At 39.4% G+C, this 20,336-nt stretch carries 18 protein-coding genes; 5 read left to right on the top strand and 13 right to left on the bottom strand.

The window, feature by feature from the left end:
• Positions 1 to 5 precede the first annotated feature (5 nt).
• Genes AC2VOY_RS14200 through AC2VOY_RS14190 form a run of 3 tightly spaced genes read right to left on the bottom strand, consistent with a single transcriptional unit; the run spans position 6 to position 2,894 of the window.
• A complete protein-coding gene (locus AC2VOY_RS14200) occupies positions 6 to 830 on the bottom strand; it encodes a glycosyltransferase family 2 protein (RefSeq protein WP_491833228.1) in 825 nt (274 codons plus the stop codon).
• A 13-nt stretch (positions 831 to 843) separates the two neighbouring features.
• Positions 844 to 1,974, bottom strand: coding sequence for an O-antigen ligase family protein (locus AC2VOY_RS14195; protein ID WP_491833227.1), 1,131 nt, complete (start codon positions 1,972 to 1,974; stop codon positions 844 to 846).
• 23 nt (positions 1,975 to 1,997) lie between these two features.
• On the bottom strand, positions 1,998 to 2,894 hold the full coding sequence (locus tag AC2VOY_RS14190; protein WP_491833226.1) for a hypothetical protein: 897 nt from the start codon (positions 2,892 to 2,894) through the stop codon (positions 1,998 to 2,000).
• Positions 2,895 to 3,470: 576 nt separating this feature from the next.
• Between AC2VOY_RS14190 and AC2VOY_RS14185 the strand changes: the two genes are divergently transcribed.
• Entirely contained in the window at positions 3,471 to 3,680 is a 210-nt protein-coding gene (locus AC2VOY_RS14185; RefSeq protein ID WP_491833225.1) for a hypothetical protein, read from the top strand.
• 15 nt (positions 3,681 to 3,695) lie between these two features.
• Here the strand turns inward: AC2VOY_RS14185 and wecA are convergent, their stop codons facing one another.
• The 4 genes from wecA to AC2VOY_RS14165 all read right to left on the bottom strand — a co-directional run bounded on the left by wecA (position 3,696) and on the right by AC2VOY_RS14165 (position 8,887).
• Entirely contained in the window at positions 3,696 to 4,769 is a 1,074-nt protein-coding gene (gene wecA, locus AC2VOY_RS14180) for a UDP-N-acetylglucosamine--undecaprenyl-phosphate N-acetylglucosaminephosphotransferase (protein ID WP_491833224.1), read from the bottom strand.
• Positions 4,770 to 4,963: 194 nt separating this feature from the next.
• Positions 4,964 to 7,126: a polysaccharide biosynthesis tyrosine autokinase gene (locus AC2VOY_RS14175; RefSeq protein ID WP_491833223.1), complete on the bottom strand. Its 2,163-nt coding sequence runs from the start codon at positions 7,124 to 7,126 to the stop codon at positions 4,964 to 4,966.
• Positions 7,127 to 7,211: 85 nt separating this feature from the next.
• Positions 7,212 to 7,655, bottom strand: coding sequence for a low molecular weight protein-tyrosine-phosphatase (locus tag AC2VOY_RS14170; protein WP_491833222.1), 444 nt, complete (start codon positions 7,653 to 7,655; stop codon positions 7,212 to 7,214).
• A 77-nt stretch (positions 7,656 to 7,732) separates the two neighbouring features.
• Entirely contained in the window at positions 7,733 to 8,887 is a 1,155-nt protein-coding gene (locus AC2VOY_RS14165; protein WP_491833221.1) for a polysaccharide export protein, read from the bottom strand.
• A gap of 896 nt (positions 8,888 to 9,783) precedes the next feature.
• Here AC2VOY_RS14165 and AC2VOY_RS14160 point away from each other — a divergent pair.
• Entirely contained in the window at positions 9,784 to 10,488 is a 705-nt protein-coding gene (locus tag AC2VOY_RS14160; RefSeq protein WP_491833220.1) for a zeta toxin family protein, read from the top strand.
• A gap of 10 nt (positions 10,489 to 10,498) precedes the next feature.
• On the top strand, positions 10,499 to 10,660 hold the full coding sequence (locus AC2VOY_RS14155) for a hypothetical protein (RefSeq protein ID WP_491833219.1): 162 nt from the start codon (positions 10,499 to 10,501) through the stop codon (positions 10,658 to 10,660).
• A 403-nt stretch (positions 10,661 to 11,063) separates the two neighbouring features.
• Here the strand turns inward: AC2VOY_RS14155 and AC2VOY_RS14150 are convergent, their stop codons facing one another.
• Positions 11,064 to 12,107 carry a GMP reductase gene (locus AC2VOY_RS14150; RefSeq protein WP_491833218.1) on the bottom strand — a complete coding sequence of 348 codons (1,044 nt, stop codon included), beginning with the start codon at positions 12,105 to 12,107 and terminating at the stop codon, positions 11,064 to 11,066.
• A gap of 323 nt (positions 12,108 to 12,430) precedes the next feature.
• Positions 12,431 to 12,973, bottom strand: coding sequence for a DUF3332 domain-containing protein (locus AC2VOY_RS14145; protein WP_491833217.1), 543 nt, complete (start codon positions 12,971 to 12,973; stop codon positions 12,431 to 12,433).
• Positions 12,974 to 13,194: 221 nt separating this feature from the next.
• Here AC2VOY_RS14145 and AC2VOY_RS14140 point away from each other — a divergent pair, with 221 nt between their 5' ends.
• On the top strand, positions 13,195 to 13,653 hold the full coding sequence (locus AC2VOY_RS14140; protein ID WP_491833216.1) for a methylglyoxal synthase: 459 nt from the start codon (positions 13,195 to 13,197) through the stop codon (positions 13,651 to 13,653).
• Positions 13,654 to 13,754: 101 nt separating this feature from the next.
• Here the strand turns inward: AC2VOY_RS14140 and helD are convergent, their stop codons facing one another.
• Complete coding sequence (helD, locus tag AC2VOY_RS14135) at positions 13,755 to 15,899, bottom strand: DNA helicase IV (RefSeq protein ID WP_491833215.1); 2,145 nt, start codon at positions 15,897 to 15,899, stop codon at positions 13,755 to 13,757.
• A 193-nt stretch (positions 15,900 to 16,092) separates the two neighbouring features.
• Here helD and yccS point away from each other — a divergent pair, with 193 nt between their 5' ends.
• Entirely contained in the window at positions 16,093 to 18,327 is a 2,235-nt protein-coding gene (gene yccS, locus AC2VOY_RS14130; protein WP_491833214.1) for a YccS family putative transporter, read from the top strand.
• Here yccS and AC2VOY_RS14125 read toward each other — a convergent pair.
• The 3 genes from AC2VOY_RS14125 to AC2VOY_RS14115 all read right to left on the bottom strand — a co-directional run bounded on the left by AC2VOY_RS14125 (position 18,324) and on the right by AC2VOY_RS14115 (position 20,087).
• Positions 18,324 to 18,722, bottom strand: a complete 399-nt coding sequence (locus tag AC2VOY_RS14125; protein WP_491833213.1) for a hypothetical protein — start codon at positions 18,720 to 18,722, stop codon at positions 18,324 to 18,326. The genes yccS and AC2VOY_RS14125 overlap by 4 nt on opposite strands.
• 138 nt (positions 18,723 to 18,860) lie before the next feature.
• Positions 18,861 to 19,397 carry a hypothetical protein gene (locus AC2VOY_RS14120; RefSeq protein WP_491833212.1) on the bottom strand — a complete coding sequence of 179 codons (537 nt, stop codon included), beginning with the start codon at positions 19,395 to 19,397 and terminating at the stop codon, positions 18,861 to 18,863.
• A 30-nt stretch (positions 19,398 to 19,427) separates the two neighbouring features.
• A complete protein-coding gene (locus AC2VOY_RS14115; RefSeq protein ID WP_491833211.1) occupies positions 19,428 to 20,087 on the bottom strand; it encodes a hypothetical protein in 660 nt (219 codons plus the stop codon).
• Positions 20,088 to 20,336: the final 249 nt, after the last annotated feature.

The following is a 20,336-nucleotide window of genomic DNA, read 5'->3' as shown; positions in this document are numbered from 1 at the left end:
AAGCCTTAACTTCTTATATTGAAAAGTTTATTATAAGCACTAATATAAATTCTTTTATTAAAAACTTCTCTGAATAATAATGCCTTAATATATTCGTAAGGTGAATATGTCCGACCATTAATTACACGTTGTGAAATAGAATGTTTTTGATTAAAATATACTTCATACTCTGATGATCTTTTCCTATATTTTTCATAATGACCAGATGTAATTGGATAATGTTCAACAATAACATTTTTGTTTATTGTTATTCGTATATCATGTTCTTTACATTTAATAAAATAGTCATCATGCTCACGATGAATCTTTATCTTATTATCCCATTCAACTATATTAGATATATCCTTCCTAGCACAAAAAAAATTTGGAACGAAATCATATAATTCATTTTCTTTATTTTTTGTTTTTTTTAAATTTAAAGTTAATATATTATTTTCTAAAGAATATGTTCCATAGTAATGCCGCGTTTTTATACCAAAGTCACTCACTAATCCAGCAACAATATCGTATTCTCCACTTTTAACTTGTGATAGGAGTTTTTCCACTTTTGTTTTCGAGGTAAAAAGAAAATCATCATCGAGTAAAATGAAATATTCCGTATCAACATTTTTAACAGCAATATTCCTACCAGAACTCAGACCGGAGTCAGGTTTAAGTCTTATATACTTAAGATTATATTGACTTGCATCAAATTTTGTAAATCCATCATCAACAATCAATATATTAGGATTAATATAAAACTTCTGGATACTCGATATAAGGTTTTTAACACATTCATGCCTATCAAAAACTTTAATGATGAATGTTACTTCAGGCAAACTTGACTTCATAAATCTCTCTTAACTAGATACTTTTTAAAACTTGAATTGAAAAAATAAAAAAAATAAAAACTGTTGATAAAAAAAACAGCCCCATAGAAAAACCATATAAAATAATTACCGGATAAATATATCTTTTATATTTTATATTTCTCAATGTATAGTGGAATAATCCAAACCATAATAATAAAGTAATCACACCATGATCAAAAATCATTCTCAAAAACATAGAATGGAAATTATATGGATGCAAACCGGTCACACCAATTTTTTCACCTTGATACTGTATATACCAATTCATCTTATTATCAAAGTATTCAATTGGTATCCCAGCAGTATTTCCCCAAAAAAAATACTTTGGTTCATTTCGAATTATGTCAAAAAAAGCATCCCACATAACGAAACGATCTAAAGAAAAAACCCCATCACCACCAATATTATAAATTTTTTCAATAAAAATATTTAAAACAAAAATAGCACTGATCAATGAAAATATTAAATATTTAATATTTAAATTCTTAATTGAATAAATAAAAACCAACAAACTATAACAAATAATACCAGTCTTTGATAGCGTCGAAAATGTAGCTAACGTATATATAATTAACCTAGGTAAAGATAGTTTTTCTTTTTTACTATCTTTTATTGCTAGATGAAGAATAAAGCCAAGAATGATCACAACACCATCATAATTTGCCTCACTCATAACTGATGGTCGCCAAATATTCCCATCAACTAAAAAATCCAGACAGAAATTAATGACAAAGATCATTGAGAAAGAAAAAATATAATATTCAAGTGACTCTATTTTTATTTTATTTTTAACTAATAAAATAGGTGATATCAAAAAAACATAGATAAACAGTTTGCTTTCCATTAAATAAATAATTGGATATACATTAGAAGTACCATATATAAACAAAAATCGAATAGAAAAAACAACAAAGATAATAAATATGAAACCAAATAAAAATACATTATCTTTTTTTAACTTAATTCTATTTTCTAAAATCAATTTTGTTAAGCCAATAGCAAAACAAAATACATATATAATATCATAGAAATATTTATTATATTGATATGTAATTATCTGATTCCATGACAGAGAAAATAACGGAAATAAAACAAGAGAAGTATATAAAATATAATCTTGCATACTTCTTTCTTTTAACTTAAACATTATACTTTACTTATATATCTTGAAAACAAACTATCATACTCTTTGTTATTATCTCTATTAGTATAACTAATATGCATATCATTTATTGTAATATAGAATGGTGAAGACGTGCTATTATGCAACACTTTGACACTTATATTGTTATTGATTGAATATAATTTATAAAGGTATATTTCAATCGGAATATCCGTTCTTATTATTTTGAAATTTTTTATTAAATCTCTATTATAGTTTATAGTGGCTGGATGAAACTTTAATAATTGCCCCTTATGAAATAAGTCAGGCGTGAAGTTCTTAGGTAGCATATTGATTGTTATACTTTCTAAATATTCAACCTGATCTAGGTCAAATATTCTATCAATATTTATACTATTTTTACTTAACAAATCAAATATATTTAATTCTATCTGGATAATTTTATTCTCAGAAATATTTTTCTCTTTATATAAAATATTTTTATGGTATACATAAATTTTATCGACCCACGAAGACGTTCCCCATACATCAGGAATACCTAATGCTTTTTTAACTATCCATTTGAAAATCCCATATCCCTTATTTATTGGTGTTTTTTTATATGAATAATATCCATCATCAAATAAATAATAATCTACCGATAATAAATTATATATAAAAGACCAAAGATCGCAATCCCAATCATGAAATGTATTAATATTTATGCCTTTAAGCTTGCATTTTAAGAAATACCTTAATAATTCCCATTGATCACTAAAAAAATTACATCTATTATTTTTAAGCTTTATATTTTTATAAAAATTCTTTGCATTAGAAAACGAATCAAGTACTGCATATTCAAAATCATTTATTCCCTCTTGAGTAATAATATTTTCAGCATGAATAAAATGGATAGGTTTTGTGCAAATAAATATATTCAAAATGTTACCCTTAAAACTACATACTAAATAAAATGAATGCATGTAATATAAATTATATTATGTCGGATAAAGCGTTACTAGATTAATTTTTAAAAACAAAAGTAGATTTTTTCATCATTAGGTATCTATAACACTGCTTATTCATTACCATTATCTCAAGTCTTTTAAAACAACCATTAGTCACATAAATATTATTCAAAAGATAATCAAATAACATATATGACTATTTTTCTGTCTTAATATTTAATCTATTTGTCTAATATAGTAACTATGTAATGTCTGACTCTTTGTTACAATATCTAGACGCAGACGGCTAAAAGATTGTTTTTTAATATCATCAACCATTCTCTAGCTTCGATCAGCCACATCATAAGACAGCTTGTCCGACAGTGTTATCGCTTTTATAAGTTTTCATTTTTTAAATCTTTTCAAAGCATTCAATAATAATTATATCTAGTACAAATCTTCACACAATCTTGACAATTAGGGCTTAAACTTCAAACTTTCAACACATTGATGCAACATACTAACACTGTGGTTATAATTAATATTACAACAATAAAAATGGTGAAAACTATGTTATTTTCAACGCTTTATGCTAAGTACAAAGCCTTGATGCGCCACCTGGATGCCTGTGACAAAGAAGCCAAACGAATGCGCCGTGAAGACAGGCTAGAATCTGCTGCGCGCCAACAAGCGATAGATGCAAAGCATCGGCAAAACCGCGAAGCAAACGCTAAAACAAAATCAGATAACTTAAACCCTAAATGTTGTCGTTGTGACTAAGTCTGAGCCCAGAACTTAAAAGTCTGCCGAAGCACCTTTAAGCTCCATCCCCAAAAATCTGCGCGTAAAGCTGACCAACTTCCATACATGAATCATCGCAAACAAGTAGCCAAAGCTCATTGCCATAAAGAGCACAAACATCACCACTTCAGGGATATTCGCAAGCTCTCCCCACACGCCAACCGCTGCGCACATTGCCGCCAGCACGACAATAAATAAAAGTGATTGACGCGAGCTCATGCCTACGCGTTGACAAATATGGTGTAAATGTTCACGGTCAGGTTTAAATGGCGATTGGCCTTTTTTCACGCGGCGGATCATAATCGCTGTCATGTCCATTAAAGGAATTGCAATAAACCACAAGGCTGTGACTGGGCGCACCACATTCTTGCTTGGTTCAAGTTGTGACGCCGCAATTAAAAGCCAAATCACTGTAAAGCCAATGAAAATACTGCCTGCATCGCCCATAAATACTTTTAAGCGCGAGCCCAAGTTTAGTGCAATATAAGGGATTATCGCGGCGATAAACATCATGCAAATAAAGGCAAAATAACTGTTTCCATCTAGGTAGAACATCAAGCCAACACTCGCAAAACTCACACATGCTAGGCCGCCAAGTAGGCCATCAATGCCATCCACCATGTTAAAGGCGTTAATCGCGCCAACAATGGCAAAAATCGTCACCACATAGCTTAAAAACTCGGGCAAGAAGATTTGTCCATTGCCGATTAAGTCACCAAAGTTATGCAAGCTTCTGTCACCCACAGCAATGATAAGGCAAGCAATCAAGGTTTGTGCGCACAGGCGAAACTTAAAGCTGATGTCATATTTGTCATCCACCACACCAATGATGACGAGCACAGCGGCGCTAAACATATATAAGGCCATATGCATGTGCATCTCATAGAAAATAACGAAACATGAAATGATAGTGAAGAAGATGGACACCCCACCAACGAGCGGCACACTGCCTTGGTGAAGTTTGCGGGCGTTGGGTTTATCGACTAAGCCAACCTTCTTTGCAATCTGGCGAAAAACCACCAAATACGCAAAAGAAAGTAAAAATGCTGTTGTGAGTTGTGTAAACATATTCTTGTTCCAGTTAAAGGTTAAAAATCCATCTAACCTTGGTCTTTATTCACGCTACCGCCCTTAGGTTTAGCGTACCCTACAAACGCGAATGAAAATTATTAAGCTAAATTATTGTAAATCTGTATCTTTTTGAATCTTTGTTGCTTGGCGCAGCTAGGCTTAAACTGCGCCGGTTAAATCTTTATGTGGCGTTACTTTTTATATTCGTAGTGATAGAAGCCATACCCGCCATAATAGGCTGCGGCAGAGTCTTCAATATCATTGATAATAAAGCCTTTCACCAAGATGCCATTTTGCTCAAGGCGAGTGCGCGCGGCTTCAATCTCTTTCACAGAGGTTTGTTGATAACGCCCAACCATAAAGGTGGTGGCAGCATGCTTACCAATAATCGCAGCATCTGTCACCGCTAAGATTGGCGGGGTATCTATCAACACAAGGTCATATTCTTTTTTCGCCCACTCAAGCAGCTCGCCAAAACGTGCGTGCATTAAAAGCTCTGAAGGGTTTGGCGGCACTTTTCCGCGCGCAACACAGTCAAGGCCATCAATTGGCGTTGCTTGAATCACATCTTGAATGCTGCTCTGGCCATTTAAATATTCTGATAAGCCAGTTTGACCATTTGCTTTAAAGTCCGAATGGGTGATGCCTTTACGCAAGTCCCCATTTATAACTAAGGTTTTCTGCCCAGATTGCGCAATCACAGCGGCTAAGTTGCCCGCCACAAACGACTTACCTAAGCTTGGCGCAGGGCCTGTGATCATCACCACGTTGTTCGCGGCTTCCATGGTGGCAAAGTGCAAACTGGTGCGCATGCTGCGCAAGGCTTCAATGGAAAGATCTGTTGGCTCTGCTAAGACTAACAAGCTTTGATTAAGCGGTAGCTCACGCTTTTTCAAGGCTTGAGTAATTTTTATCTGCACAGGAGAGCGCGGCAAAGAGGCATAAACAGGAATGCCAGTTGATTCCACTTCTTCCGCGGTTTGGATCCCACGACGCATCGCCGCTTTGAGCAAGACGATTGCCACGGCTAACATGCCACCAAGCAAGGTTGCCAGCACCACAATTAAAGGTTTTTTCGGTTTAACCGGCGCAGTGTAAGCTTGCGCAGAGTCAATGATGCGCACGTTGCCCACTGTGCTTGCTTTAACGATATTAAGCTCTTGCACCTTGTTTAGCAGTTGGATATAAATTTGTTGATTAACTTCCACATCACGCGTCATACGCAGAACTTCACGTTGCACTTTTGGCAATTTTTCAATGCGCTTGTTAAGCTTGCTCTTTTCCGTCAAAAGTTGCTGACGCTTTTCAAGCAAAGACTGATAAGCCGGGTGATTTTTTGTATAAAGCTGTGAAATATCACTTTCTTTAAATGTCAGCTCATTGAGTTGGGCTTCTAATGACACCATCACATCAAGGGTGGATTTGGCTTCAAGGTTTAAGTCAACCGACTCATTGGTTTGGCGAAATTGATTGAGCTTGTCTTCTGCTGATGTCAGTTGCGCCTTAATCTCTGGTAAATGCTTTTTCAAAAAGACTAAGCTGTTTTCTGCTTCTGCTGAATTACGCGCCACGTTTTGCATTAAGTAGTTTTGCGTCACATCATTGAGGATTTTTTGAATCTTTGCGCGACTCTCGCCTGTAAGTGACAATTGCAAAATACCAGTTTGTTTGCCACGCTCGGCAACCGATAAGTTATCTTGCAGGTTTTGAATCGCATCCAAGCGGCTAATTTTTGACAGGCTAAATTCGGCGTCATCTTGTGCTTGAATTTGAGTGATGAAAAGTGTGATGCCTTGGTTTGTCGCAAGTTTGCCCACTTCCCCTTTTAAGACTAAGTTGTCGTTTTGATCAAACAATTGATATTGCCCTTGCGCAGCATCGGCCACACGTAGCAGGTAAGCTTGCGGCTCTAAATTTTCATCAAGCTCAAAGCGGCCAATCGCTATGTTTTGCACCTCACCACTTAAGCGCGCTAAGCCTTTACCAATCACTGGCATATGCACAGGGTTGGCAATGGTGGTAAGGTTTAGGTTATCAACGGTTTGACCAAGCACCATGCGCGATTTAAGGATTTCAATCTCTGTGGTGGCCGGTGACTCTTGCGAGAAGAGATCAGCCATGTCATTACTTAACGCGGGCATGCCGGATGATTTTTCTTCCACTTGGACCAAAGCATCGGTTTTGTAAATGGGCGTCGCTAAAAGTGCATAGGCAATCCCGATAATCGCAAAAAGGCTTGTTAAACCGATAATAAACCAGCGGCTGTCGAGTAATAAACCGTATAGTTTACCAAGATCGATAACATCGTTGTCTTGTTGTGGCGCTCTTAGATGATTTGTTTGATCGTGACTCATAGGTGTTCCATTTGAATAAGCCTAATATATGTTCGTCCTGCTACATTAGGGGAGAAATAAAAAGAATGTCGGTTTAACAAATTTGTTATTTAAGCTTACTTGCCCAGGCTTGCGCCGCGTCTTGAATTAATTCAAAGACATGTTCAAAGGCTTCGCGGCTTTTTTTATATGGATCTGGAATTTCTTTTTTATCTAGCCATTGGCCAAACAACATGACTTTGCCGCGCACTTGTGGATATTGCGAACAAATGGCTTCGATATGACCTTTTTCCATCACTAAGATCAAATCAAATTCATGGCACATCTCTTGGGTAAGCTGTTTGGCGTGATGGTCTTTTACAACTAAGCCATTGTCTGCGGCCACTGCTTGCGCTGTCGCATCCATTGACTTGTCGCTTAAGCCACTGCGCGCCACCGCGATTCCAGCTGAATCGATGCGCTTATGTGGCAAGAGTTTTGCTAATTGAGCTTGCCCGGTTGGTGAGCGGCAAATATTGCCCACACATACAACTAAAATTCGCTCAAACATTTACTATATTCCCTTTAAAAACAAGGCTCATGCCTGCACAAGCCCTGTCTGTCTGATGACGTTTTTCGAACCTATTATTATTTTAAATCTGTGTAGTAGTTGATACCTTCAGACAGGCTGTTGAAGCTTGCGATGGTTGGTAGCAATTGGCGAACCACACGGTTCCAGCGTGCAATTGGCGCAGCGGTCACATACACAATGTCGTAAGGCTGCATTTCAAATTCAGTCCCCACTACTAATGCCGTTGCATCTTTAATATCTAGCTGATAAATGTTGGCTAAATCTTGGTTTGGATCTTCAGGATTGGCTTTCATGCCGCGAATCACAAACACGCCAGTGGCATCAGCTTCAAGCTCGTTAATCCCGCCAACGCTGCTCAGCGCTTCGGTGAGGCTCATGCCTGCGCGGTCAATTTTCAGCAATTGAGGTTGGTTCACTTCACCCATCACAAAGACTTTTTGCGCGTCATTGCGTGGCACATGAATGATGTCGCCATTGCGTAACAAGCGGTTTTGAGTCAAGTCACCGCGTTGCATGAGGGCATAAAGGGAAATGTTTTCTTCAACGCCATTGCGCGTCAAGGTGACGTTACGCCAATCTGCTTCGGCGCCAAGGCCTCCCGCGCGGTTCACTGCATCAAGAATTGTCAGCGGAACATTAGTGATTGGTTGTTGGCCTGGGTTTTTTATCTCGCCTGTCACATAGGCTTTTTGTGAGCGAAACGCGGCAACATTGACATCAACTTGAGGGGCTTCGATAAAGCGAGCAAGGCGGTTAGCAATTTCTTGGCGCACTTGGGTGACATTTTTGCCAGCGACATGCACTTTGCCAATATATGGGTAGAAAATGGTGCCGTCAGACTGAACCCAGTTACCCGCTTCTTCAGAGCTACGATAAGAACCGGCAGGAATTGTCAGCTCTGGGTGGTCCCAAATGGTGACATTTAAGATATCGCCAGGGCCAATAAGGTATTGATAACCAGAAACTTCTTGATCAAGCGAAGGGTTGCTTTGAGCTTGCGCGGGTGTGGTTTGAAAAGCGTTTACCGTGTTAGCGGTTAAAGGGTAGACCTTTACGCGAGTTGAGAGATCAGCCTGCTGCTCTTCTTGTTCGGCTACTACAGACTTGTCATCTAAGCTTAAGTTAGATCCTGGAACAAGCGTACATCCTGTAAGCATGACACTGGTCATCAGCATCAGCGTTTTTTTCAATGACAAAGTTTGTGGGTTCATGTGTAATTATCTTAAAATTTGATATTTTGCAAATTCAGTTTAGAAGTGGTGCAAATATACAGAAATGTCAATTTAATATCAAATATAAATTACAGCATTTATTTCTTTTATTTTAATAATAATTATATATGTTTCCGAGCACGCCATAGCCCTACTCGAACAATACCCTTATATATATTATTAATATGAATATCAAGGGTTTACATCATTTAATGTAAAATTTGTTATATATATTATATTTTTGTAATCATGCTTATGTGAATATCCTTTATAACTAAAAAAAATAAGAATATAGCTTATTTCTCGACACAAATTATCTTTACATTTGGGTTATTTTTAAGATAAAAGCATAGTGTTTTGTTGTTTTAACTTTCAGATTAATGCGACGCAGATCATGTTAATATGTAAATTTATCAATAATGCTAAGATTTTTGCGCTTAATATCACAAAAAATCAATAAGTTCCCAAAAGCGTAACAAGTGCCTAACTTGATGCCATAAGCTTAGTTTTAACAAATTTTAAACTTATGTTTTATTATCAATGAAATCTATGGATCTCGCATATTACGGCCTAAAATCGACAGTTATCATCAATGTAAAAATTTCATGTTTTGTGATAAATAAATATTTTTTAAGCCCTAAATAATCACTTTTTGCACAAAAAAACCGCCCTCAGTTGGGGCGGCTCTGATGCCTCAAACAGAGTAGTAGTTGATTTAGCTTTGAGTTTGGGTTGTCAAATGTTTAATATTGTGCGCCATTGAGTACACTCGGCTATTTAACTTGACTTTAAGCGGGACATCGCTGATCATTTTGTTGCTCGCCCTTTAACAGAGCGTTATATTGCGCACGGGCCTCGGGGCTTTAGTTATATCACCAATGGTAAAAGGGATAAATGTGTATAGCGATCAGCAAATTGTAGAAGATGCCATTGAGTTTGCTAAACGAAACCGAACAACAATTTGTAGGCGTTTAACCGATAAAGAAAAGTATCCTTCAGAAGAAAACCCTGTAGCTGTATTCATGAGTGGCTCTCCTGGAGCAGGTAAGACTGAGTCATCTAAAGAGTTCATTGCAACTATAACCGACGAAGAGAATCCAATTTTACGTTTAGACCCTGATGATCTGCGCACAGAGTTTGCTCAATATGATGGTTCTAATTCATATTTATTCCAACGAGCTGTCACAACCTTAGTAGAAAGAGCACTTGATTTTATTTTGAGGAATAAGCAGACATTTGTTTTAGATGGGACATTAGCAAATGAATTTGTAGCAAGTAAGAACATATCTAGGGCGCTAGAGAAAGGGTATTTTGTTTTAATCATATTTGTTTACCAACGTCCCGAACTCGCTTGGGAATTTGTTCAAGCTAGAGAAAAAATTGAAGGTCGAAAAATACTACCTGAGCATTTTACTCAACAGTTCATTGGCGCTCAAGAAGCTATCCATAACTTAAAAGCAAAATATGACGACCAAATTCAAGTCGACTTACTTCTGAAAGATACAGATGGCTGTACAAAAGAACATATAGCAAATATCACTAATATCTTTGATTACATCAAAAAAGCTACTGATGATGAACTTAGTTTTATATACAAATGAGGAACACTTTATGTATCAAGAAAAACAAACTAAAAAAGTGAAATCGACCCCATTATCTGATTTTGTCCGATACGCTTCGGAAGAAAAGAAACGTGAAGTTTATGAGCATGTCATGACAGCAGCAATTGAAGCTCAAAACAAAGTCATAGCTCAAGCAAAAGCAATGGGGTAGTTTTTTGAAAACTGATAACTCTGAAATCAAAAATGAATTTATCCCAAAATAAAGCCCCAAACAACGCAAGGGGCTTTTAATATTGAATTTACTTACTCAACAGGCCAATCACCTGCAGAACTACCGCTTATCACTTTAGCCTTCGCATTTGATTGAATTTCATCTACGACGGCATTAGCAATCGCTTCTACCATTCCGCTTGAGCGAGCATATTCACCAATCTCTTGGACTCGCTCCCGATCACCTACTTGATGCCATCACTAAAAACCCGATCGCCACTTTATAAAAATAAATCCGCTGTCGCCACTTTGTCGCCACTTTCCATTTTTCAGCCAATTTTAGACATAAAAAAACCGCCCTAATTTGGGGCGGCTTCTGCTATTTTTTAGTCATCGATATTTACTTACTCGCGACCAAAAACATTGTTCTCTTGCTCTTGCACACGGATGAAAGTCGTACGCTTGGTTAGCTCTTTAAGCTTGGCTGCGCCTACATATGTGCAGGTTGAACGCACGCCACCAAGGATATCAGAGATGGTTAAATCAACGCTGCCACGGAAAGGTAGCAGAACTGTTTTCCCTTCAGCTGCGCGATATTTTGCTACGCCGCCAGAGTGCTTTTTCATAGCGCTTTGTGAAGACATGCCATAGAATTTCATAAATTGCTTGCCGTCTTTTTCAACTAGCTCGCCACCAGCTTCGGTGTGGCCTGCAAGCATGCCGCCAAGCATCACGAAATCAGCGCCACCGCCGAATGCTTTTGAAACATCCCCTGCGCAAGTACAGCCGCCGTCACCAATAATTTGACCGCCAAGGCCGTGCGCTGCGTCTGCGCATTCGATAATTGCAGAAAGTTGCGGATAACCTACACCTGTTTTCACGCGTGTGGTGCATACAGAGCCAGGGCCAATGCCTACTTTCACAATATCTGCGCCAGCTAGGATAAGCTCTTCGACCATATCCCCTGTCACAACATTACCCGCGCTGATCACTTTATCAGGAAAGGCTGCGCGTACTTTTGAAACAAAATCAACAAGGTGCTCAGAGTAACCATTCGCAATATCAATGCAGATAAAGATAAGTTCGTCATTAAAACCTAAGATTTGCGAGATTTTGTCAAAGTCAGCATCCGATGTACCGGTTGAAACCATGACCTTGTTTAAGGTTTCGCTATCTGCGTTATCAACAAAGTCTTTCCACTGCTCAACTGTGTAGTGTTTATGCACTGCTGTCATCACGCCGTGCTTGGCAAGCGCAGTCGCCATTTCAAATGTACCAACAGAATCCATATTTGCCGCAATTACAGGTACACCTTCCCATTGACGCGCGGAGTGTTTAAATGTAAAATTTCGGGTTAAATTTACTTGAGAGCGGCTTTTCAAAGTTGAACGCTTTGGACGAAAGAGTACATCTTTAAAACCTAACTTAAGTTCTGATTCGATACGCATTGCTTGTTCCTTTTTATTACGACTGATCTTTTAAGCGAATAGTCTTTATAAACGACATAAGTGCCTTGAGTCAGAAATCGGGTTTAGTTCACACATCGCACTGGCAGGTGCATGGGTACTGGCAGGTACCAAGTGAGCTAAGCTCGAATCCCTTGCCCAAATTACAGGCACAAAAAAACCGGAGAGTTGGCAGACGCTCCGGTTTTCAACATTATAGGCAGTAAAATTTTTTACGCAAGCCTAGTCTTTGAATTTTCTTCAAATTAACTTTTATTTTACAAATAAATCTTCCCTTGCGCAGCTTACGCCTAAACTTGGCCAACTTAACCTTGCGCTTGCGCCACGTAGTCTGTTAGCTCTTGGTTTGACACGTTTGAGATAAGATTACCATCTAGGAAGAAGTCCACGCTGTTGCCTTTCTTCACGCCACGTAGCACTTTTTGTGAGCCGTCAACGTAAGAGATTTCCATCTCCATTGTGTTCTCATCAATTTGCTTGATATTTGTTTTTTCGATGTTTTTATCAAGTGTAGTGTTCGCTTGAATAGGCGCTGTTTTCAAGCTGCTGTCTAAGCTGCTGTTTACTTTTAAGATAGCGTTTGCTGGCGTATCGACCACTGCGCGCTTACCAGAGATTGGGTTTTTACCTGTCCAGAACTCAATTGTGTTGAAGATAAACAAGTCACCAACAGATGCAATTGCATACACTGGGCTCATTAGGATGAATACCCCAGCACGGCCATAGCGGTTATCAACAATTTTTAGGTTTGCTTTGGTGACAACGCCTGTTGCTTCCATGTGGCCCATACAGCCAGCTAAACTTGATGCGCCAAGTGCAACAGCTAATACGAGTGTTAGTTTTTTCATAGTTAGAGTCCAATTTTAATCAAAATGTCAGCGTGAAGATAAATCCAAACCTAAGCGCTTCATACGCCAAAGGTTTTCGTTCACTTAGTAAAAGTGGGCATTCTAACCAAATCGATTCAAAATGCTAGAGATGCCCCACTTTTTTAGGTAATTTTATTGCAAATTAATTGCTATTAATGATAAAAGAGACTTAGATAACTTCTTCTTTTATGGATGAAATAATGAAAAAAACAACTCGCCACATGCAGGCACACAAAAACATCGCTTTAGTTGCGCACGATCACTACAAAGCTGAGCTACTTGATTGGGTCACAGCGAACAAAGATAAGCTAAAAGGTCACTTTTTATATGCCACGGGCACCACAGGTAATATGCTAAGTAAAGAAACTGGTCTGGCGATTAAAAGCTTGATCAGTGGCCCTATGGGTGGAGATCAACAACTTGGCGCTTTGATTGCTGAAGGTAAAATCGACATGATGATTTTCTTCTGGGATCCACTCAATGCTGTGCCACATGACCCAGATGTCAAAGCTTTACTTCGTATTTCAAGTGTTTGGAATATCCCAGTGGCAACTAACCGCGCCACGGCTAATTTCTTGTTCAGCTCAACTATGCTAGAAGAGGAAGTGGCAATTGAGATCCCTGACTATCAGTCTTATCTCAATGAGCGTTTAAAATAATTTAACTGCAATAAAAAAGCTGCAACCAGCCAAGCTTATGTCTATGCGTAAACTTGGTAGATTGCAGCTTTATTTTGTCTAAAAATCGAGCATTATTAAGATTACCCCTCTAAGCTCTTAATTTCATCTATAAACTCGGATGGATGCGCCCCATGCAAGAGCCAAACTTGTTTACGCGCGCGCGTCATCGCAACATATAACATACGGCGTTCGCGGGCTTGGGCATAAGTATCTTGCGCGTGCAAAATCGCATCGTGTAGATGATCTTGACGTTTTTGATGTGGCAATACGCCCTGATCTAAATGCAACACTAAGACATAATCCGCTTCTTTGCCTTTGGCCGTTAAATACGTCATAAAGCGTAAATCTAAATACGGGTAACGGCGCACCAGTTCACTAAAGCCTTCTGGTTGATGGCTGGCTTGACGCGAAATTAAGATCACCTTGGCTTTGCGCTTATCTTTGGATGATTTTATTTGGCGATCAAGATTATATAAAATCTCTTCCATATCTTTCATCTGCCCAATGCTCACGCCCGCACCTTGCGCTGCATCTGTCACGCTTTGCATCGGTTTCATGATTTGATTTGGATTGCGATAGATAAACTGCTCGCTGACCCCAACCAAATTAGGATCTAAGCGATAGCCTTTTTCAAGATAATGGATATTGGTTTCAGGGTAGCGTGCTTGTGCCCCTGTGGTGACATTTTTCGCCGAATCCGCCAGTGCATACACAGCTTGGCAATCATCGCCTGTGGCAAATAATGAGCAAGAGAAATAGGCATCATCCAAGATATAATCTGGGCGTGATTTTTGGCAAATCGCATCCACCAACTCCAACTGCTTCACTGTCATGTCTTGCACTTCATCTAGCATCACGAAACGCCATTTTGGCTGATATTGCCCTTGTTTGATATATAACAAGGTGCGCGTAACCAGTGAATGAAAATCAAGCTGTTGATTATCTTTTAAAAGTTGCTGCCAAGTCAGATAACAGGGCCAAACTAGCTCAAGCTCACTAAGCAGTCTTTGCTCATCTGGATGGTGGGCCAAACGCTGCTGTATTTGCTTTTTGGTTTGCTGCAAAGCGCAGAGCTGATCCACTTGCTTTTCCAGCCAGTTGAGTAATAAAGGATGCTCATATTGCGTTTTCAGCTCATCATCGCCAGATAAAAAGGCAATTGGCCAAGTCGAAAGGTGGGTTTTCCAACGACCAAATTCACTGCGGCTTTGCCAGTGATCGGCCAGCCATTGGCTCAGCCATTGATGGCGTTTTTGCTCATCCGAAGCCAAACTTGAAAGATTGCCTTTTTCAGAGGCTTCGCTAATTTCTGTGCCTGTCACGCTTGTTTTTGGATTTGATTTTGGATTAAGCACATCCATCACCACCATCAGGCCAAGCTGGTTAAAGGTTTTAACTTGCACATCTTTGGCGCGCGCGCCTAAAATCGATTGCAGCTTTTGTTTCATAAACTGCGCACTAGAGCGGCTTAAAGCTAATAATAAGATATCTTCGCCACGCGCTTGGCCGCTTTGAATTAAATACCCCACGCGGGCACACAACACACTGGTTTTCCCACTGCCCGGGCCACCTAAAATTAAGTTATGGCTGCAATTCATCAGCACAGCTTGGCGCTGCGAGTCATCCAGTGGTGTGTCTTCGACGTGATCAAAATAATCTTGCCAAATCTCTAACTCATTTTTAAGCCAAGTTTGATTACGCAGCTCAAGGCTTTGTTTAGTGTTGGTCAGCCACTGCTTTAAGTGCACGGCATTTTCAGGGAGTTGATTCACCGCGTCCGACATACGAATATTTAATCGTTTGAGATAACTTTCAACTTCTTGTTTCCATTTAGAAACCGCGCCATAAGCCAAATAACCTGGTTGATGCACTAAAGTTTTAAGGGTTTCAATTAAATCCGGCAACTGGCTGGCTAAGGCTTGGCCTTTACTTTGATACCATGCTTGATACGCATCATTGGCATAAATCACAAAACGTTGGCATTCATCCCAAGGCAGGCCTTGCACTAGCCATTGAGTTTGCTCGCCTTTGACTTCATGGCTATAAAAATACAGTTTTCCCCACAAGATCCCTCGTTCAAGTTTTATTTGTCCATTCCATTCGGTAAAAGGGACGGTCAGCTCTGACGTACTCGAAGCAAAAATCAGCTTGTCTTGGTCGATCGCTACATTATGAAATTCATCTTGAATTAAAAAGTTAGCGAATGAGTTGGCGTTTAGTTGCATCTAGGTTCCTTGGCACTTGCTGATCACAATAAAGAAATATAACGTTAATATATATAGTGAGAGGTATATTACAAAATTTATTGATCTTCTACTAGTTAAGATAATTTAAAAAATACTATCATCAGCAACTTGGCAACAGATATACTAGCATCACACACTTTTTGAAGTTAATTTTCATAAACAAAGGCTTATTGTGCTCAATCAAATCCTCAAACTCTGGCGCGACACAAGCATCAACTATGGCATTCGCATTTTCATTGCTTTTATCGGCATTGTGCTGCCTTGTTGGTATATGGGCACAACCGAAGCGATTACGCCATTGATTTTAGGCGTGATTGCTTGCGCCTTAACCGAAACCGACGAAGGTTTTTTATCACGTTTAAAAGCCCTCTTTATTACCTTTATCTGTTTTGCGGTGGCCTCGTTTTCGATTGAGATTTTATTCCCCTACCCGTGGCTATTTGCAATCGGTTTATTTTCCAGCACTTTTGGCTTTATCATGCTTGGCGCTTTGGGCCCGCGGTATGCAACCATCGCCTTTGGTTCCATCTTAATTGCGGTGTATGCCATGCTTGGCGCGCACACCAGTACCAATATCTGGCAACAACCTGCATTGCTTTTATTAGGCGCGGCTTGGTATGCAAGCATTGCCATGCTTTGGCACTCCTTTTGGCCGATGCAAGGGATCTCGCAAAATCTATCCAAAGTCTTTAGTAATATTTATGCTTATATGTCAGCCAAAAGTGAGCTGTTTCACCCAAGGGAGAACCTGACGCCGCAACCGTATCGTATTTTAGAGGCTAAGCTCAATGCCAACACGGTCACAAGTTTAGAGGCGGTTAAAGTTGGGCTTGAAGCGCGCTCCAAACGTGGCGTGGTGACTGGGCGTGGTGATAGATACTTGCAAGCGTATTTTTTGGCTCAAGATATTCATGAGCGCGTGAGTTCAAGCCATTATCGTTATCAAGATTTAGCCGCGCATTTTCAAGACAGTGATGTGTTATTTCGCTTTAAATATGTGATGCAAGCGCAAGCCAATGCCTGCCGTGAAATTGCCAAGGCATTTGAGCAAGGGAAGGTTTATCAGCAAAATGATACCAGTATTATCGCGATTGATGAGTTGCAGTTATCCATGCAGCGCCTCAAGCAAAAGCAAGATCCAAACCTTAAATTTGCCATTACGCAGCTCGACTATTTATTTGATAACTTAACCAATGTGGAGCGCCTGCTGGCAAACATCACGCACATAGGTCAAGGCGCGGGGCAAAGTTGGTATACCCAAGAGCCGAGCACAAATAGCATTACGCCAGAAGAAGAAGCCAAAGATCACCAACTGCCAGACAACAGTCTTGCGGGCTTAAAAGACATGTGGCGCCGGATCATGAGCCAAATGACGCCGGACTCGGTATTGTTTCGTCATGCGCTGCGTTTGTCGAGCACCTTAACCTTAGGCTATGCCCTCATTCAATTATTAGATTTGGATTTTGGCTTTTGGATTTTGCTCACCACCCTCTTTGTTTGTCAGCCAAACTTTAGCGCCACCAGACAAAAGCTGAAGCAACGCGTGATTGGCACCATTAGTGGTTTGCTGATTGGTTTTGTGTTGCTGACCTTGTTCCCGTCACAAGATAGCCAGTTGGTCTTTTTAACCATTTCTGGGGTGCTATTTTTTAGCTTTAGACAGAAGAACTATGGCTATGCCACGGCATTCATTACCATGTTGGTGCTGTTTTGCTTTAACCAATTAGGCGAAGGTTTTGTGGTGATTTTACCAAGGCTGTTTGATACCTTGCTAGGTTGTTTGCTCGCGGTGCTTGCGGTACGTTATATTCTGCCAGACTGGCAAAGCCGCCGCTTGCCACAAGTGATGCATGATGCGATTTGCGCCAACCAAAACTATTTAGGACATGTGATTGCGCAATATCGCCACGGCAAACGTGACAGCATGGATTATCGTATCGCGCGTCGCCAAGCGCATAACTTAAATGCCGCGCTGAGCACAGGGATCAGCCATATGCTGTATGAGCCGGGGAAATATCAGCATGCCATTGATGAGAGCTTTCGATTTTTAACCTTAAATCACGCGATGCTAAGCTACATCTCAGCCCTTGGCGCACATCGTCAAAATATTAATGATGCGCAAATTCATGAGCTGATTTTAAAAGCTCATCGTGAGATCCACGCGCAACTTGCGCTATTAAGTCAAAAGCTGACCACAATGCCTGCGCAGGCAGACTCGCAAGGTGATGATGCCTTGATGCAAACCAATGACGCGCTGGCGCAAAGCCTTGCTCTCTGGCGTGATCACCAAAACCCAGTGGCGCGACTTGTGATCCAGCAATTATATTTGGTCTATCAAATGTTGCCTGAAATGCAGCAATTGGCAGAGCAGATCTTAGCCCCACAGAAGAAACCAAACAAAGATTAAGATTCGGCTAAGGAACAATCTGGCATCACAGACCAAGTTTGCGTCGCCGCTGCGTCATCTGCTGGGGTAAAGCTTAATTGCGCCGGCAGATCATCAATCGCGATACCAAGGTTAAGCGATGAATGCGCAGAGATGCTAAGCTGCATGCGATTGCCGCCCCCACTTTCTAAGACCACTGTGCCTTGGCTTTTGCCTGTGAGTGTGAGATTAACTTGATGGCTAGAAAGCTCACATTGATAGTCAAAGGCTTGTGGCGCAGCGGATGGCTCCATTTCTTCCTCGGTTGCAGCCGCTTGCGCAAAAAGGAAAAAGCCAACAAAAAGAATAGATTTCGTGATTATGCCAACGGATTTGTTCAAACCATCGTCTGCTTTATTTATCTGTGTCTGTTTCATCATCATCTTCCTTATTTCTCGCCTGCAAATGGATACTGCATGGTGTAAGTCCTGCATTATGAGTATAGATGTAAGACAAAAAAGCGACCACGCGGGCCGCCTTTGAAAGTCTTTAAGTGTTTTAAATCAGTTTAAGAACTAATCTTGATACACGTTTACATAGTTATGGCTGCTTGACGAAATGCTAACCATTGCGCTATCAAAAGCAGTTTGTGTCACAAACACATCGTTGTGTGAAGCTGTTGCACCATGACCTCGATAGCTATTTGAAGTATCAATATCAACTTCTGCGTATGAATTATTAGACGTTTGATTAATGTTCACATAGTTAAAGTCTGCGCCATCGCCATCAATATCAATTTCACTCACGTTACCTGAGCCAACGCTTCTGATAAACGAGTCATTGTGGTCACCGCCCACGATATCTACTGTTGCCTTGTTATGGTCACCTTCTTGGTAAACATTTGAGTAGTTATACGTCGCTGCATCATCAAGACTAACTTCAACTTGGTTAAAGTCAGCTGTTCCTGGAGAAATTTGTTTAACGAAAGTATCGTTATGGTCACTCATTTGTTCAATCGTAACAGTTGCGTTGTTGTCCGATTTAAGTGGCGTTGCTGCTAGTGCGCCACCAGAAACCAATGCTGCTGAGATAAATAGTGCTAATTTTTTCATATTAAAATTCCTTCTTTATATAAAGATATATCAATTGATTGTTATACGTGCTGCCGAGATAGCGTTTACAATTGTGTGAGTCTCACCTCCATTCTGGGTGATGTCATACCCAGTTTTTCCATTTGTTGTCTTATCGACAAGATATAATTTATTTCCATCATTATTTTGGATAATATTCATCTCACCTGTAATGTTGGTTTGAATTATTTCCGCATAATTAGAGTTACCATTTTGGGTAAGGTTTAAATCAAAACTAGCACTGCCTTTGCTATTAATTATTTCTACTTCTGCCCAGTTGCTATTCCCATTTTGATTAATCGCAAAGTCACTGTTTTCTAAATGAGTTAACTTTACGTCCAAAGTGTTGTTCCAGCCATTTTGGTTCACATCAATATTTGAATTGATATTTTGAGATTGCTGAATATAAGCAAAGTTATTACTCCCAGCTTGGGTAGCATTCACATTCGAACTCGCCCCAAATAGGCCTTGAATCGTTACATCATTGGCAGAGCCAGTTTGAACCACTTGATAGTTACTATTGTTTTGTTCATATAAATTAACAATCGCATTATTATCAAGCGTTGCGGTTTCAGCAAAAGTATTCATAGATAAAAATGAAACAGAACACAAAGTGAAAGCGAATGTTTTTTTACCTATTCTATTCTGCTTAAATCCATTTTTAAATTTCATCTTTACCTCTGCTAGGTATTTATTTATAGATTAATTATGGCTGAGGAGATAAAAACAACAAGCAAACCTTTTGATGATTATAATTGTTAATTTATTAAACTAAAGCTGAATAAAACCAAATAAAAAAACCAAAGTTTAAGCATAGAAATAACCAAAGTTAAAAATAAAAATATACAAAAGTTTAGTTATATAAAAACAATATAGAATTCGTTATAAATTAAGAAAACCTTAATAAATGCGCAATAAAAA

The sequence above is a fragment of the Vibrio sp. KMM 9700 genome (genome assembly GCF_058545285.1).
Note: the sequence above shows the minus strand (reverse complement) of the source record. Positions and strands in the feature narration are given on the sequence as shown.

Excerpts from the sequence above, each read along its gene's own strand:
- AC2VOY_RS14200 (WP_491833228.1), bottom strand. The coding sequence starts at position 830 with ATGAAGTCAAGTTTGCCTGAAGTAACATTCATCATTAAAGTTTTTGAT.
- AC2VOY_RS14195 (WP_491833227.1), bottom strand. The coding sequence starts at position 1,974 with ATGCAAGATTATATTTTATATACTTCTCTTGTTTTATTTCCGTTATTT.
- AC2VOY_RS14185 (WP_491833225.1), top strand. The coding sequence starts at position 3,471 with ATGTTATTTTCAACGCTTTATGCTAAGTACAAAGCCTTGATGCGCCAC.
- wecA (WP_491833224.1), bottom strand. The coding sequence starts at position 4,769 with ATGTTTACACAACTCACAACAGCATTTTTACTTTCTTTTGCGTATTTG.
- AC2VOY_RS14175 (WP_491833223.1), bottom strand. The coding sequence starts at position 7,126 with ATGAGTCACGATCAAACAAATCATCTAAGAGCGCCACAACAAGACAAC.
- AC2VOY_RS14170 (WP_491833222.1), bottom strand. The coding sequence starts at position 7,655 with ATGTTTGAGCGAATTTTAGTTGTATGTGTGGGCAATATTTGCCGCTCA.
- AC2VOY_RS14165 (WP_491833221.1), bottom strand. The coding sequence starts at position 8,887 with ATGAACCCACAAACTTTGTCATTGAAAAAAACGCTGATGCTGATGACC.
- AC2VOY_RS14155 (WP_491833219.1), top strand. The coding sequence starts at position 10,499 with ATGTATCAAGAAAAACAAACTAAAAAAGTGAAATCGACCCCATTATCT.
- AC2VOY_RS14150 (WP_491833218.1), bottom strand. The coding sequence starts at position 12,107 with ATGCGTATCGAATCAGAACTTAAGTTAGGTTTTAAAGATGTACTCTTT.
- AC2VOY_RS14145 (WP_491833217.1), bottom strand. The coding sequence starts at position 12,973 with ATGAAAAAACTAACACTCGTATTAGCTGTTGCACTTGGCGCATCAAGT.
- AC2VOY_RS14140 (WP_491833216.1), top strand. The coding sequence starts at position 13,195 with ATGAAAAAAACAACTCGCCACATGCAGGCACACAAAAACATCGCTTTA.
- helD (WP_491833215.1), bottom strand. The coding sequence starts at position 15,899 with ATGCAACTAAACGCCAACTCATTCGCTAACTTTTTAATTCAAGATGAA.
- AC2VOY_RS14125 (WP_491833213.1), bottom strand. The coding sequence starts at position 18,722 with ATGAAACAGACACAGATAAATAAAGCAGACGATGGTTTGAACAAATCC.
- AC2VOY_RS14120 (WP_491833212.1), bottom strand. The coding sequence starts at position 19,397 with ATGAAAAAATTAGCACTATTTATCTCAGCAGCATTGGTTTCTGGTGGC.
- AC2VOY_RS14115 (WP_491833211.1), bottom strand. The coding sequence starts at position 20,087 with ATGAAATTTAAAAATGGATTTAAGCAGAATAGAATAGGTAAAAAAACA.